Below are 14,567 nucleotides of genomic sequence, written 5' to 3' on the forward strand. Positions count from 1 at the left end.
CTGGTGCCCCGCGCGGTGTCCTGGATCGTCGTCACGCCCGCGGGCGGCGTCGCGGCCTTGTAGAGCGCCTGGTACTTCGCCGACGCCAGCGGCATGTTCACCGGGTTCCACAGCGAGTTGCGGCCGTCGTTGCCGTCGTTGCCGAAGTACGCCTCGTAGGCGATGTCCGCGGCGTTCTGCCGGAAGAAGTCGTACATGTGCTGGATGTAGCCGGGCTGGTCGCCGTGGCCGGGCGCCGCCTCGCCGTCCTCGTAGGTAGTGGTGTAGAGGCCCCATTCCGGGAAGGAGAGCTTCTTGCCGTGCCGGCGGGCGAACGCCAGCCAGGCGTTCATGCCCTGCTCGGGGTCGTTGAGCGCCCAGTTCCAGTCGACCCAGCTGTCGTAGGTGTCGACGCCGATGATGTCGACGTACTCGTCGCCCGGGTAGGCCACGTCCTGCAGCTCGGCGGTGTCCGGGATGCCGTTGCTCTGCCCCCGGTTGACGTTCCAGTCGAACTTGAGGTCCGGCGCGACCGCCCGGACCGCGGTGACCACTCGCCGGAAACAGTCCCGGTACGCCACGGCGTCGCCGCCCCAGCGGAACCAGGCGCCGTTCATCTCCCAGCCCAGGCGGATGACGGAGGAGCCCAGGCCGGCGTCGGTCAGGGTGTGGCCGAACGTCGTCCATTTCTGGTCGTACTCACCGGCCGCGCACCGGTCCAGGGACGCGTCCTCCTGCTCGGGAATGGGCGGGATGCCGTAGACCATGGTGTACGGCTGTCCGGTGAAACTCGAGTACGCCGGGCCCGGTTCGACGAAGTCGTCCCAGGTCGCCCGGGACGGAAAGGTCGAGACGAGGTCGAGTGGCCGCTGCCGGTACTGGCCGAAGGCGGCATAGCGCTGCGTGTCGTAGCCGGGAACGAATACGCCACTGGCCCAGGCGCCGCCGGATCGGCTCGGCATCTTGTAGCCGTCATTGCCGGCGGCCGCCGCGCTCGTACCGCCGAAGGCCGCACCGGTGGCCATCGCGGCGAGCGTCACGATCGCGACCAGCGCGCGCCGGGCGGACGGTTTCCTGCGTGAAGACATCAGGCTGCTCCTGGAGTGCATGAGGGGACGGGCGGCCGGCCGACATGCCCCTGTTGCCGTCATTCACCCCGGCCGGCTCGTGCTGCGGCGACAGCGTCGCAGGACCCGCCGACGGCTCGGCTGCGGAATTGCTGAGGTCCCGGCTGGGCAGGGCAGATGCGCCGGGGTCAGCTCGTGTACCGCGCCCAGTCCACGTGCGCGGTCACCTGATCGGGCGTGGCCGGATTCGGCGCCGGGACCGGACCCTCCGGTCCGGGAATGACCTGTACGTACAGGAACATCGGGACCGTCGGAATGGCCACCCGGGTGGGCAGGGTGCGGGTGTCGAAGATGACCGCGCCATTGAGGGAGACGGTGACGAATGTGGCCCGCCATTCGATGGCGTACGTGTTCCAGGCGGTGAAGTCCCCGGCCACCGCAGCGCCGTCGATCGGGCTGCCACCCGCGCCGCGCACGACCGGATACATGATTCTGCGCGCGCCGTCGTCGAGCCTGGCCAAGGTCAGGAAACCCCAGCCCGCGGTGTGCTCGTCCACCTCCGAGTACAGCCCGATGACCGGTGCGTAACCGGCGCCGGCGTCGAACTTGGCCCGCACCTCCCACTTTCCGTAGGTGCGTTTGACGCCGTGCTCCAGGCACCAGCACACCGAGCCGGCCATGTTGCCGGTCCCGGTCGCGCTGCGGCCCACCCCGTTGATCTGCAGCTCGCCCCCGCTGACCCGCACCATGCTGGGTGACCACGACGATCCGTTGTGCTGCTGCGTCTCGTGGGCGTCCCACTGCTGCGGCGCCAGCCCGGTGCCGGAGAAGTCCTCGGTGACGGTGAAGTGGTCCGGGCCGGGCGGGCCGGCGGGCCGGTCGGCCGGCCGGAGCAGGGCGACGGCGCCGAAGGCGACGGCGAGGGTGACCACCAGGGCGAAAGCCCCGGCGAGCAGGCGCCGCCGGGCGGGACGGGCCCGTGCCGGTTCCGCGGGCGCCGGGGTGTCCGGCGCCTCGGACTGCTTCGCCGGCGGGGCGGCGGCCGGCGGGGTGGCGGCCGGCGGGGCGTCGGCGCGCAGGATGCTCTCGTAGAGCTGCATCAGTTGCGGGCTCGGGTCGGTGCCGTACTCGGTGGCGAGAAGCTGCCGGTGCGAGCGGCACCGCTCCAGCGCCTCGGTCGGCCGGCCCGTCGCCGCCAGCGCCCGCACCAACGCCAGGACCAGCGGTTCCACCAGGGGATGGGCCTCGGCCAGCGTGGTCAGGGGGGCCAGCACCGCCGTCGCGTGGCCGGCGGCCACCTCCGCCTCGGCCCACTCCGCCCGGGCCGTCAGCAGTTCCCCGGTCAGCTGTTCACGGGTGCGCACCGCCCAGGCGCCCTGCACCCCGGTCAGCGGGTCGCCGCGGTGCAGCTCCACGGCCTGCCGCAGGAGAGCGGCGCGCTCCTCGGGCGTACCGGACGGCATCCGGGCCCGAACGACCAGCTCGCGGAAGCGGAAGAGGTCGACCTGATCCGGCCGGGCGGCCAGCCGGTAACCGCCCGGCTGGTTGATCACGGTGACCGTCGCGTCGACGAAGGAGGTCTCCAGCATCCGGCGGAGCCGGGTGATGTAGGTGCCCAGGGTCCGGGCCGCCTGCCCGGGCGGGCCGTCACCCCAGACCCGGTCGATCAGGGTCGTCGTCGACACCACGCGGCCCGCGTCGACCGTCAACGCCGCCAGCACCGCCAGGCGGCGCGGCTCGCCGGTGTGGACGACGCCGTCGTCGGCGACGACTTCCACCGGTCCGAGCAGCCGCAGCTGCGCCACCGTGCCACCTCCCCGTTCGAACCGCCGGAAGCCCGCACGGCCCGCGCCACCCTAGCAACCGGTGGACGGCGGGGGCCGGTCCCGCACCGCCGATGGTCGCGGCCGGGTCGGAGCGGTCGCTTGCGTTATTGACAAGCGGCAATGTGCATGCGTCATTTCACGATAGGGATGCGGCCGGGAAAAGTGTTACAGCGCATCCGCCGAGGAAGTCGGTAAAGCCTTTCCGACTGACGCTCTTGAATGTCTGGAAACATTCTGGCAATGTCCGGGTGCAGGCGTCACCGCTGTCGCCGCACCGTGACCTCGGCCCGGCCCGGCAGCGATGGACGGGCGTGTGACGGTGCCGCTCCCGATCCCCACCCTTTCCTCCGACCGGCCGGCACCGGCCCGCCGGGCAGCCACCCGCGCGGGCAGACGGCACCGCCGCGCCCCGATCCGACCACACCGAGCAGGGAGTACACATGAAACGCCGCTCCGCCTCCGGGCATACCCACCGTCGCTGGCGCCGGGTCGCGCACGGCATCGTCACCGCGCTGGCCACGGCGACCGGGATCGTCGCGCTGAGCATCACCGGCCTGGCCGGCCCGGCCGGCGCGAGCGCCGCCGCGCCGAGCGCCGCGGCGGTCTCCGAGGTGGCCACCGGTTACGGGCACACCTGCGCGATCCGCGTCGACGGCAGCCTGTGGTGCTGGGGCAGCAACTACCTGGGCGAGCTGGGCGACGGCGGCACCACGGCCCGGACCGCCCCGGTACGCGTCGGCACGGCCACCACCTGGGCCAGCATCGACGCCGGCACCAGCTACACCTGCGCGATCCGCGTCGACGGCAGCCTGTGGTGCTGGGGCAACAACTTCCGGGGCCAGCTCGGCGACGGCACCACCACGAACCGGACCAGCCCGGTACGCGTCGGCACGGCCACCACCTGGGCCAGTGTCAGCGCCGGCGACAGCCACACCTGCGCCACCCGCACCGACGGCACCCTGTGGTGCTGGGGCTTCAACCGTTTCGCGCAACTGGGCATCGGGTCCGACCCCTACTACGCCACTGCTCCGGTGCAGGTCGGCACGGCCACCACCTGGGCCGGTGTCACCACCGGTTATGCGCACACCTGCGCCGTCCGTACCGACGGCACCCTGTGGTGCTGGGGCAACGCCACGGACGGACAGCTCGGCCTCGGCGACCTGACCTACCGGGACACCCCCACGCGGGTCGGCACCGCGACCACCTGGACCGGCGTCACCGCCGGCTACGCCTACACCTGCGCGGTCCGCGCCGAGGGCACCCTGTGGTGCTGGGGCGAGAACGGGTACGGCCAACTGGGCGTCAGCGGCACGCACCAGGTCACCCCGATCCAGGTCGGCACGACCACCACGTGGAGCACCGTCCGGGCGAGCTTCGACACGGCCTGCGCGGTCCGGACCGACGGCAGCCTGTGGTGCTGGGGCAACAACTCGACCGGGCAGCTGGGCGACGGGACCACGACCCACCGGTCCGCCCCCACCCGGATCGGCACGGCCACCACCTGGACGCGTGACTTCGCGACCGGCTACCACATCTGCGGCTTCCAGGCCGACGACAGCCTGTGGTGCTGGGGAAACAACGCCAACGGGCAGCTGGGCGACAACACCACCACCCAGCGTCCGGCCCCGGGCCGGGTGACCCTCCCGGCCTGACCGGCGTACCCGCGTGAGCGGGCCCGGCCGGGCCCGCTCACCCACCCCGCTTCGATCCACCACCTCCGACGGGAGTCCGCTCATGTCCTCCTCCGCTTTCAGCCGCCGTCGCCTGCTCCAGGCCACCGGCGCCGCCGCGCTGGTCACCACGGCCGGCGCCGGCGTCGTGGACGCCCGGCCCGCCGCGGCCGCGGTCGTGCCGCCGGTCCGCCCGGACCTCGGCGCGGCGGCGTTCGCCTTCCAGCCGGGCGAGGTGCGGCTGACCGCGGGCCGGTTCCTGGACAATCAGACCCGGACGCTGAACTACCTGAGGTTCGTCGACGTCGACCGGCTGCTCTACGTCTTCCGGGCCAACCACCGGCTGGCCACCAACGGGGCGGCGGCCAACGGCGGCTGGGACGCGCCGTCCTTCCCGTTCCGCTCCCACGTGCAGGGCCACTTCCTGACCGCCTGGGCGCAGGCGTACGCGGTGCTCGGCGACACCACCTGCCGGGACAAGGCCGCCCAGATGGTCGCCGAGCTGGCCCGGTGCCAGGCCAACAACGCCGCCGCCGGATTCGCCGCGGGCTACCTGTCGGGCTTCCCGGAATCGGACTTCACCGCGCTCGAGGCCCGCACCCTGTCGAACGGCAACGTGCCCTACTACTGCGTCCACAAGACCCTCGCGGGCCTGCTCGACGTCTGGCGGCACACCGGCAACGACCAGGCCCGGACCGTGCTGCTCGGGCTGGCCGGCTGGGTCGACACCCGCACCGCGCGGCTCAGCGCCGCCCAGCTGCAGGCCATGCTGGGCACCGAGTTCGGCGGGATGAACGAGGTGCTGGCGGACATCTACCAGCAGACCGGCGACGCGCGCTGGCTGGCCGCCGCGCGGCGGTTCGACCACGCGGCCGCGTTCGACCCGCTCGCCGCCGGGGCCGATCAGCTCAACGGGCTGCACGCCAACACCCAGGTGCCCAAGTGGATCGGCGCGGCCCGCGAGTACAAGGCGACCGGGGTCACCCGCTACCGCGACATCGCGGCCAACGCCTGGGCCATCACCACCCGGGCGCACACGTACGCGATCGGCGGCAACAGCCAGGCCGAGCACTTCCGCGCCCCGAACGCCATCGCCGGCTACCTGAGCAACGACACCTGCGAGCACTGCAACACGTACAACATGCTGAAGCTGACCCGGGAGCTGTGGCTGCTTGACCCGGACAACGCCGGCTACTTCGACTTCTACGAGCGGGCGCTGCTCAACCACCTGATCGGCGCGCAGAACCCGGCCGACAGCCACGGCGGCGTCACCTACTTCACGCCGCTGAAGCCGGGCGGGCGCCGCGGGGTCGGCCCGGCCTGGGGCGGCGGCACCTACTCGACCGACTACAACTCGTTCTGGTGCTGCCAGGGCACCGGCATCGAGACCAACACCAAGCTGATGGACTCCGTCTACTTCTTCGCCGGCACCACCCTGACCGTGAACCTCTTCGTGCCCTCGACGCTGAACTGGTCGCAGCGCGGCATCACGGTCACCCAGGCCACGACCTACCCGGTCGGCGACACCACCACCCTGACCCTGTCCGGGGCCATGAGCGGGGCCTGGAGCATCCGGGTACGGATTCCGGCCTGGACGCAGAACCCGGTCCTCGCCGTCAACGGCGCCACCCAGGCGGTCACCGCGACGCCGGGCAGTTACGCGACCATCACCCGCACCTGGGCCGCCGGGGACACGCTGACGGTCACCCTGCCGATGCGGGTGGTCATGCGGGCGGCCAACGACAACGCGGCCGTCCAGGCGATCACCTACGGGCCCGCGGTGCTCTGCGGCAACTACGGCAATACCGCGCTGTCCTCGCCGCCGTCCCTGACCGTCTCGTCCATCACCCGGACCAGCTCGTCGAGCCTGGCCTTCACCGCGACGGCCGGCGGCACCACCGTGCCGCTCGGGCCGTTCCACGACGCGCACGGCTTCAACTACGCCGTGTACTGGAACACCGGCGACAGCACCGGGGGCGCCACGACCTACAAGCTGGTCAACGTCGGCACCGGGCTGGTCCTCGGGGTGAAGGACATGTCCACCGCCGACGGCGGGCTCGCCGTGGTGTGGGGCGACACCGGGACAGCCGACCACAACTGGGTCAGGGTCGCCGACGGCGGCGCCGTCCGGTTCCGCAACGTCCACAGCGGCCGGGTCCTCGGCGTCGAGAACATGTCGACCGCCGACAACGCCCGGGTCCTGCAGTGGTCGGACAACGGCACCGCCGACCACCGCTGGACGCTGATCGACCTGGGCGGCAACACCTACCGGATCCGCAACGTCAACAGCGGGAAGCTGCTGGCCATCCTCGACGGCGCGAGCGCCTGGGGCGCCCAGGTCGTCCAGGATGCCGACAACGGCACCGCCGACAACGTGTGGCGGCTGGTCCCCCTCGGCTGACCGGCGTCACGCCGAGCGGGACCGGCCGTCCGCGTCAGGCGCCGCCGGCGCGGAAGGCCACCCAGGCGTCGCTCATCCGGTCGGCCTGGCCGGCGGTGAACATGTTCATGCAGGAGTCCTGGGTGTAGTCCATGAAGTTGTGGATCGGGTCCAGGCCCGGCGCCGTGCAGGTGTCGGCGCCCACCGGGCAGTCGAACTGCGGCGCCGCCTCGGGGGCGGTGTCGGCCACGAAGTCGCCCGAGGCCGAGCAGCCGTGGGCGAACGTGTGCTCCAGCATGAGCCAGTGGCCGACCTCGTGGGTCAGGGTGTCACCCTCGGCGTACTTGCCGGCGGTGCCGCCGGGCATCGACTCGTCGAGCATCACGACGCCGTCGATGAAGTCGCGGCCGTTGTTGTAGGCCTTCGGGAAGTACGCCCAGCCGAGCAGGCCGCCGCCGATGTCGGCCGCGTACACGTTGAGGGTGCGGGCATCGCCGGTGTAGAGGGCGCTCTTCATGTCGCGCTCGTTCTTCCCCGGCTCCACGGTGTACCAGGCGCTGTTGACGGTCCACGTGGTGTTCGACAGGGCGAACCGGAACGGCGTGGCCGATGCGTTGGCCGCCGTGCGGCCCGCGTACGCGTCGTTCAGCACGGTCATCTGGTTGGCGATGAGGGTGTTCCACCGGTTCTTCTCGGCCGCGCTGAAGGCGTGGTCGGAGATCATGTGGAAGACCGTGGGGACGGTGACGCTGCCGTCGCGCAGGCGCGGCGAGTCCTTGATCACCCCGTAGGCGTTGGCCTCGTTCTTCGGGTAGAGCGCCGGCTCCTGGGCGGTGGCGCCCGCCTTCACCCGGGCCGCGCTGCCTTCGGCGCAGGGCGCGGCGCTGTCGGGCCCGGCAGCGGCGGGCGCCCCGCCGGTCGCCGCTACGGTCAGCACGGCCGCGCTCATCAGGGCGAGCCGCATCCTCAGGGTCGTGTGCATGGTGATCGCGCCTTCCGGCTGCACCGGCCGAACCGGTCAGCGCTGTTTCGACGGGCATCTTCCTTCTCGGTATCAGACCACGCGACCGGCACCGCGAAAACGGCCTTTCGGCTGATGACGGGCCGCAGGGCGCCCAGTTCGCTACGCAGTCGTAGCGTAAGCTGGGGGCATGTCCTCCGGTACCCGGCCCGCCGTTGAGCGCGTGCGACCCCCGAAAGCCCCCTACCGCGTGGTGAACCGCGTGATGAGGTGGCTCCTGTCCTCGCCCGGCCGCGCGCGAGGTGTCGGCCGGCACCTGATGCTGCTGCACGTCACCGGCCGCCGGTCCGGCCGCCGGTTCGTGTTCCCGGTGGCCTACCGCGACAACGGCGACGGCCGCCTGCTGGTGCTGACGAACTCGCCGTGGCGGGCCAACCTGCGCGATCGTCCCGACGTCGCCGTGACCCTGGGCGGGAGCCACCGCCCGGCCCGCGCGCACCTGGTCGAGGACCCCGACCGGGTGGCCCCGGTCTACCTGCGACTCATCGAGGAGGCCGGGCCCGCGAAGGCCGGCCGTCGCCTGGGCATCCGGATCAACGTGCCCCGCCCGCCGACCCTCGCCGAGCTGGCCGACGCGGTCCGCCGCGACGGGCTCGCGGTCATCTACCTGGACGTCGCCGACCGGCCATGACGGTCGTCCTCAGCCCTGGAGGTCCCGACGCCGGTAGCCCGCGGCGCCGGCCGCCACCAGCGCGACGGCGAGCGTTGTCATGATCAGGGTGGCGGCCCAGGCGACGGCGGTCAGCGGGACGGGGGCCAGGTGGGCGAACGGCGACAGCTGCCGCACCCAGCGCGGCGCGCCGGCGCTCTCGGCGATCACCAGCAGCAGGAAGCCCCCGGTGGCGGGCAGCGATCCGGCCAGGGCGGCCGCCCGCGGCGCCCAGCCGGTGGCCAGCACGGCCGCACCCAGGCTGAGGAGCACGATGGGCAGCGTGTTCCAGGCCCCGGCCAGGGCGGCGGGCAGCCCGAGCCGGCCCCCGGTGGCGGCGAGGCCGGCCCAGACGGCGACCCCGGCCACGGTGACCAGGGCGAGCGCGCCGCCGACGGTGGCGGCCAGCTCGGCGGCGAGCAGCCGGAGCCGGCTGATCGGCTGGGCGGTCAGCAGCGTCAGGTGGCGGCTGTTCTCGGCGGCGACGAAGGCCGACAGGCGGACCGCCACGAAACCGCCGACGGGCACGGCCAGCAACGCGAACAGGGTCGCGGCGAACCCCTCGACGGCGTCCAGGCCGGCGAACCCGGCCCGGGCCGCCTGACCGGCGAGGGCGGGGTTGTCCGCCAGGAAGCCGGTGACCGACCTCGTGGTGAAGCCGATGAGCAGGTAGTACGCGCCGACACCCAGGGCCCAGCCGGTCAGCGGCCGCAGCAGCCGCCGGGCCGCGAACGCCTCCACGCTGGTCAGCGAGCTCAGCCGGGGGCGCCGGCCGGCCGGGCCGGCCACCAGGCCACCCCCGGCATCGCGGCGGCCGGCGGCGGCGAGCGCCGCGCCGGTCACCACCGCGGCCGCGGCCAGCAGGAGCAGCAGCGGCAGGACCCGGTTCCGGCCGTACGGCTCGCTGAGGGCGAGCAGCCCGAACGGCGTCAGCCAGCGCAGCCACCCCAGCTCGGTGAGACCGTCGCCGACCATCCGCGCGAGCAGCCCGGCGCCCAGCACCGCCACGGCCGTGCCGGTCGCGGTCGCCCGGGCCGGGAACACCTGCGCCGCGAGCCCGGCGGCAGCGACGAAGAACAACCCGAGAACGCCGAGGCCCGCGCCGTGCACCACCGCGCCGGCCGGCTCGGTGCCGCTGAGCAGCAGCACGGAGGTCACCGCGGCCCCCGCGGCAACCGGGACGATCATGACCGCGGCGAGGTGCCGGGCCACCGTCGCGCGCAGGGTCACCCGCCCGGCCAGCAGCAGCGCCCACCGGCCGGCGTCCTCCTCGCCGCGGGTGATGCGGGTGGTGGCCAGGATCGCCCACGCGGCCAGCAGGACGGCGATGAAGGTGCCGACCCGCCACACCGTGAAGCCGCCGGCCCGGTCGAGCGCGACCGGCTCGCCGAACAGCGTACGGATGGCCGGGTTGGCGGCGAGCCGGCCGATGCTGCCCGCGGCGGCCGGATCGGCCATGACCCTCGTATAGGTGGCCGCCACCAGCGCCGGCAGGCCCGCGCAGAGTCCCACCACGAGGAGGCCGCCCCGGCGCACCTGGCGGACCGCCACCCCGGTGACCGCCGTCGCCGGGTTGGCCGGCCTTCCGGCGCTCATCGGCTTTCCGGCGTGCCGTAGTAGTCGAGGAAGATCTCTTCCAGGCTGGCCTCCCGGACGGCCAGAGCGGTGACCTCGGCGGCGGCGAGCGCCCGCAACGCGGGTGCCGGCGCGCCGATGAGCGAGAACCGCAGCCGGCCGGCGCCGACCTGCTCGACCGAGTCGACGCCGGGAACCGTGTCCAGTCCGGACGGTGGGGCGCCGGTGTAGGACACGGTCACCTCGGTGCGGTGCAGGCCCCGCAGCTGGTCGATGGCGGCGATCTCGGCCAGCCGGCCGGCCCGCAGGATCGCGACGCGGTCGCACACCGCCTCGACCTCGGCGAGCTGGTGGGAGCTGAGGAACACGGTCTGCCCGCGCTCACGGGCCTGGGCCACGGCGGCGCGGAACTCCCTTTCCATCAGCGGATCGAGGCCGCTGGTGGGCTCGTCCAGGACCAGCAGCGGCGCCCGGGTGGCGAACGCCGCGACGAGCGCGACCTTCTGCCGGTTGCCGCTCGAGTAGGTGCGGGCCGGCTTGCTCGGGTCCAGGGCGAAGCGTTCCACGAGCTCGGCGCGGTAGGACGGATCGATGCCGGGGCCGGTGGACGCCTGCAGGTGCAGGATCTCCGCCCCGGTCAGCTGCGGCCACAACGCCACGTCGGCGGGCACGTACGCCAGCCGCCGGTGGGCCCGGGCGACGTCGGCGGCGTCGGTGTCGAACACCCAGGCGCGGCCGGCGGTCGGGCGGGCCTGTCCCAGCAGCATCCGGATGGTGGTCGACTTCCCGGCGCCGTTGGGGCCGAGGAAACCGAACACCTCCCCGGCCGCCACCTCCAGGCAGAGGTCGTCGACGGCCACCACACGGCCGTACCGTTTGCCGAGATTGACGGTGCGCAGCGCAGCACTGCTCATGGCGGAGGTCCTTACCGGCCGACGTGGATATGACCGCCGACCAGACTTCCCGGCACACCAGGGCTCACCGTACCCCCCGGCCTCCACCCCGCGGGCGCGCCGGTCTATCCATCCACCGCCATCGAACCCTACTCTCCGGTACATGCCTCGAATCCCCAGTGCCCTGGCGGCCGTCGTCACCCTCGCCGGCGCCTGCGTCGCGGTCCTGACCGCCGCCCCGGCCGCCCTCGCCGCGAGCGGCGCCTTCACCGCGCTGACCTACAACGTCGCCGGGCTCCCGGAGGGCCTGTCCAGCGCGCCGACCCCGCGCGCCTCCGCGACCACCGCGATCGGCCAGCGCCTCGGGCCGTACGACGTCGTGCACGTCCAGGAGGACTTCAACTACCACGCCGCGCTGTACGCCGCGGACAGCCACCCCCATCGGACGCCGACCAGCGGCGGCGCCGGCATCGGCAGCGGACTCAACACGCTGTCCGGCCTCTCCTCCGACACGGACGACTTCGAGCGCGTGCGCTGGAACTCCTGCCGGCTCGACTCCGGCGACTGCCTGACCCCGAAGGGGTTCAGCTTCCAGCGCGCGCGCCTGGCCGAGGGCGTGTTCGCCGACTTCTACAACCTGCACACCAACGCCGGCACCAGCGCCGGGGACCAGGCGGCCCGGGCCGACAACCTCCACCAGCTCAGCGCGTTCATCGCGACGCACTCGGCCGGCAACGCCGTGCTGGTCATGGGTGACACGAACACCCGATACACGCGCGCCGCGGACACCATCGCCGAGTTCGCCGCGGCCAACGGGCTCACCGACGCCTGGGTGCAACGCGAGCGCGGCGGGGTGGCGCCGGCGAAGGGCAGCGACGCGCTGCTCTGCGACGAGAACGCGGTCACCGACGCCTGCGAGGTGGTCGACAAGGTCCTCTACCGCGGCAACCGGCTCGTCACGCTGAACGCCCTGGACTACCACAACCAGCACGCCGCCTTCCGGGACGACAACGGCCGCAGGCTGTCCGACCACGACCCGATCAGCGTCACGTTCTCCTGGTCGGCCAACCCCGCGTACCGGATGAGCGAGCAGTTCGGCGGCCCGCACGGCGGCTTCTACACCGACCTCGACCGCGTCCCGGCCGGCGCCCGGGCCACCTCCCTCAGCCTGCGGTCCGGCTCCCGGGTGGACCAGATCGGCCTCACCCTGAGCGACGGCGCCGTGCTCGCCCACGGCGGCGCCGGCGGGACCGCCGCGACCCTCGCCCTGGGCCCGGAAGAGTACGTGAGCTCGGTCCGGCTCTGCCGGGGCCGGCACGACAACACGACGCGGATCTTCTTCGCGCAGTTCACCACCAGCGCCGGCCGCACCCTGGCCGGCGGCGCCACGACCGGGGACTGCGTCACCCGCACGACGCCGGACGGCTGGGCCCTGGCCGGTTTCCACGGCCGCTCCGGCGACGAGGTGGACAAGCTCGGCCTCGTCTACACGAAGCGGCCCTGATGGCCATCAGGTGAACAGCCGCCCGCGGGGCTTGTCCGGGACAACAAGCTCAGTGATTATTGAGTCAATGAGCACTGAGCGGCAGCGGGTGGGGGAGCGGGCGCGGATCCACGCCGCGCTGGGTGACCCGGCGCGCCTGGCGATCGTGGACGCGCTGAGCCTCGGCGATGCCTCGCCGGGCGAGATCGCCCACGACCTCGCCCTGCCGACGAACCTGGTCGCGCACCACGTCAAGGTCCTGGCCGCGGCCGGGTTGGTGGAACGCACCCGCTCCGAGGCCGACCGCCGCCGCACCTACCTGCGGCTGCGCCCCGAGACCCTGGGCCTGCTGGCCGGGCCCCGGCTGCCCGACGCCGACCGGGTCGTCTTCGTGTGCACCCACAACTCGGCCCGTTCCCAGCTGGCCGCCGCGTTGTGGGCCGACCGCACCCACCGGCCCGCCGCGTCCGCCGGGACCCACCCGGCGCCGCGGGTCCACCCGCGGGCGGTCCGGGTCGCCCGCCGGCACGGGCTGCGGCTGAACCCGGCCGGCCCCGCGCACGTCGCCGACGTGGTCACCGACCAGGACCTGGTCATCGCGGTCTGCGACAACGCCCACGAGGACCTGACCGGCGCCGTCCGGCCGCGGCTGCACTGGTCGGTGCCCGACCCGGTGCGGGCCGGCACCGACGCGGCCTTCGAGGCCGCCTACGCCGACCTCGCCGGGCGCATCGAGCGTCTCGCGCCGCCCGGTCCGCCGGCCCCACCCGTACGTCCCGCCTGACCTGCCCACCACCTGGAGAAACCGTACTCATGAACCCTGTTGCGACCTGGCGGCGCCTGCTCGCCGAGTTCGCCGGCACCGCGCTGCTGGTGACCGCCGTCGTCGGCTCGGGCGTCATGGCGACCACCCTGTCGCCGGACGACGTCGGGCTGCAGCTGCTGGAGAACTCGGTCGCGACCGCGTTCGCCCTCGGCGCGCTGATCCTCACCTTCGGGCCGGTCTCCGGCGCGCACTTCAACCCGGTCGTCTCGGCCGCCGACTGGTTCCTCGGCCGCCGCGCCGGCACCGGCCTGACCGCCGGCGACCTCGGCGGCTACGCCCTGGCCCAGACCCTGGGCGCGATCGCCGGGTCGATCCTGGCGAACCTCATGTTCGACCTGGCCGCCGTCGACTTCTCCGGCCGGGACCGTTCCGCCGGTCACCTGTGGCTGGGCGAGGTCGTCGCCACCGCCGGGCTGATCCTGCTGATCTTCGCCCTGGCCCGCTCCGGCCGGTCCGCGGTCGCCCCGGCCGCGGTCGGCGCCTACATCGGCGCCGCGTACTGGTTCACCAGCAGCACCAGCTTCGCCAACCCCGCGGTCACGATCGGCCGCGCCTTCACCGACACCTTCGCCGGGATCGCCCCGGCGTCCGTGCCCGGCTTCGTCGTCGCGCAGCTCGTCGGTCTCGCGGCCGGGGCCGCCCTGACCCTGGCCCTCTACCCCGGCGTGGGCCAGGCGGCCGACGAGGTGGTCGTCGCCCACGACGGGGGCACCGCGCCCACCCACGCCGGCCGGCCCTGACCGCGCCGCCGCCCCACCCCGACAACCACACCAGGAGATGTCTCCGATGAGCAAGCCCAGCGTCCTGTTCGTCTGCGTGCACAATGCCGGCCGTTCCCAGATGGCCGCCGGCTGGCTACGCCACCTCGCCGGCGACACCGTCGAGGTCCGCTCGGCCGGCTCCGCGCCCGCCGAGGCCGTCAATCCGGCCGCCGTCCAGGCCATGGCCGAGGTCGGCATCGACATCACCGGCCAGACCCCGAGGAAGCTCGCCTGGGAGACCGCCGAATCCTCCGACGTGATCATCACCATGGGCTGCGGCGACGCCTGCCCGGTCTTCCCCGGCAAGCGCTACGAGGACTGGAAGCTCGAGGACCCGGCCGGCCGGGGCGTCGAGGCCGTACGCCCGATCCGCGACGAGATCAGGACCCGGGTCGAGCACCTGCTCACGGAGCTGGCCCCGGCCACCTGACCGGCCC

Annotated in this window: 12 protein-coding genes; 7 read left to right on the forward strand and 5 right to left on the reverse strand. The window is 73.4% G+C overall.

Features of this window, described 5'->3' with window-relative positions:
- Together Ani05nite_RS04210 and Ani05nite_RS04215 are read right to left on the reverse strand one after the other, a co-directional pair.
- Positions 1-1,067: glycoside hydrolase family 26 protein (locus Ani05nite_RS04210; protein WP_203765219.1), on the reverse strand; the 1,067-nt coding region annotated here is incomplete at its 3' end.
- A 167-nt stretch (positions 1,068-1,234) separates the two neighbouring features.
- The gene (locus Ani05nite_RS04215) at positions 1,235-2,851 is read right to left on the reverse strand and encodes a BTAD domain-containing putative transcriptional regulator (RefSeq protein ID WP_203765232.1); all 1,617 of its coding nucleotides are present in this window, start codon (positions 2,849-2,851) and stop codon (positions 1,235-1,237) included.
- A 461-nt stretch (positions 2,852-3,312) separates the two neighbouring features.
- Between Ani05nite_RS04215 and Ani05nite_RS04220 the strand changes: the two genes are divergently transcribed.
- Positions 3,313-4,524: an RCC1 domain-containing protein gene (locus tag Ani05nite_RS04220; protein ID WP_203765235.1), complete on the forward strand. Its 1,212-nt coding sequence runs from the start codon at positions 3,313-3,315 to the stop codon at positions 4,522-4,524.
- Between the two features lie 82 nt (positions 4,525-4,606).
- The gene (locus Ani05nite_RS04225) at positions 4,607-6,943 is read left to right on the forward strand and encodes a beta-L-arabinofuranosidase domain-containing protein (RefSeq protein WP_203765238.1); all 2,337 of its coding nucleotides are present in this window, start codon (positions 4,607-4,609) and stop codon (positions 6,941-6,943) included.
- A 34-nt stretch (positions 6,944-6,977) separates the two neighbouring features.
- On the opposite strand, the gene Ani05nite_RS04230 is transcribed toward Ani05nite_RS04225, so the two are convergent.
- Positions 6,978-7,904 carry a zinc metalloprotease gene (locus Ani05nite_RS04230; protein ID WP_203765242.1) on the reverse strand — a complete coding sequence of 309 codons (927 nt, stop codon included), beginning with the start codon at positions 7,902-7,904 and terminating at the stop codon, positions 6,978-6,980.
- Positions 7,905-8,148: 244 nt separating this feature from the next.
- Between Ani05nite_RS04230 and Ani05nite_RS04235 the strand changes: the two genes are divergently transcribed.
- Positions 8,149-8,574: a nitroreductase/quinone reductase family protein gene (locus tag Ani05nite_RS04235; protein ID WP_239129296.1), complete on the forward strand. Its 426-nt coding sequence runs from the start codon at positions 8,149-8,151 to the stop codon at positions 8,572-8,574.
- 9 nt (positions 8,575-8,583) lie between these two features.
- On the opposite strand, the gene Ani05nite_RS04240 is transcribed toward Ani05nite_RS04235, so the two are convergent.
- Positions 8,584-10,188, reverse strand: coding sequence for an efflux permease Rv1217c-related protein (locus Ani05nite_RS04240; protein WP_203765254.1), 1,605 nt, complete (start codon positions 10,186-10,188; stop codon positions 8,584-8,586).
- Complete coding sequence (locus Ani05nite_RS04245; RefSeq protein WP_203765255.1) at positions 10,185-11,081, reverse strand: ABC transporter ATP-binding protein; 897 nt, start codon at positions 11,079-11,081, stop codon at positions 10,185-10,187. Before Ani05nite_RS04245 ends, Ani05nite_RS04240 begins: the two co-directional genes overlap by 4 nt.
- Before the next feature lie 142 nt (positions 11,082-11,223).
- Here Ani05nite_RS04245 and Ani05nite_RS04250 point away from each other — a divergent pair, with 142 nt between their 5' ends.
- The 4 genes from Ani05nite_RS04250 to Ani05nite_RS04265 all read left to right on the forward strand — a co-directional run bounded on the left by Ani05nite_RS04250 (position 11,224) and on the right by Ani05nite_RS04265 (position 14,560).
- Positions 11,224-12,564, forward strand: coding sequence for a jacalin-like lectin (locus Ani05nite_RS04250; RefSeq protein ID WP_203765257.1), 1,341 nt, complete (start codon positions 11,224-11,226; stop codon positions 12,562-12,564).
- Between the two features lie 67 nt (positions 12,565-12,631).
- Positions 12,632-13,327 carry an arsenate reductase/protein-tyrosine-phosphatase family protein gene (locus Ani05nite_RS04255; protein ID WP_203765259.1) on the forward strand — a complete coding sequence of 232 codons (696 nt, stop codon included), beginning with the start codon at positions 12,632-12,634 and terminating at the stop codon, positions 13,325-13,327.
- A 29-nt stretch (positions 13,328-13,356) separates the two neighbouring features.
- On the forward strand, positions 13,357-14,109 hold the full coding sequence (locus Ani05nite_RS04260) for an aquaporin (protein ID WP_203765262.1): 753 nt from the start codon (positions 13,357-13,359) through the stop codon (positions 14,107-14,109).
- 46 nt (positions 14,110-14,155) lie between these two features.
- Complete coding sequence (locus tag Ani05nite_RS04265) at positions 14,156-14,560, forward strand: arsenate reductase ArsC (RefSeq protein WP_203765265.1); 405 nt, start codon at positions 14,156-14,158, stop codon at positions 14,558-14,560.
- Positions 14,561-14,567: the final 7 nt, after the last annotated feature.

The organism is Actinoplanes nipponensis, from assembly GCF_016862275.1.
Classification (GTDB): Bacteria; Actinomycetota; Actinomycetes; order Mycobacteriales; family Micromonosporaceae; genus Actinoplanes; species Actinoplanes nipponensis.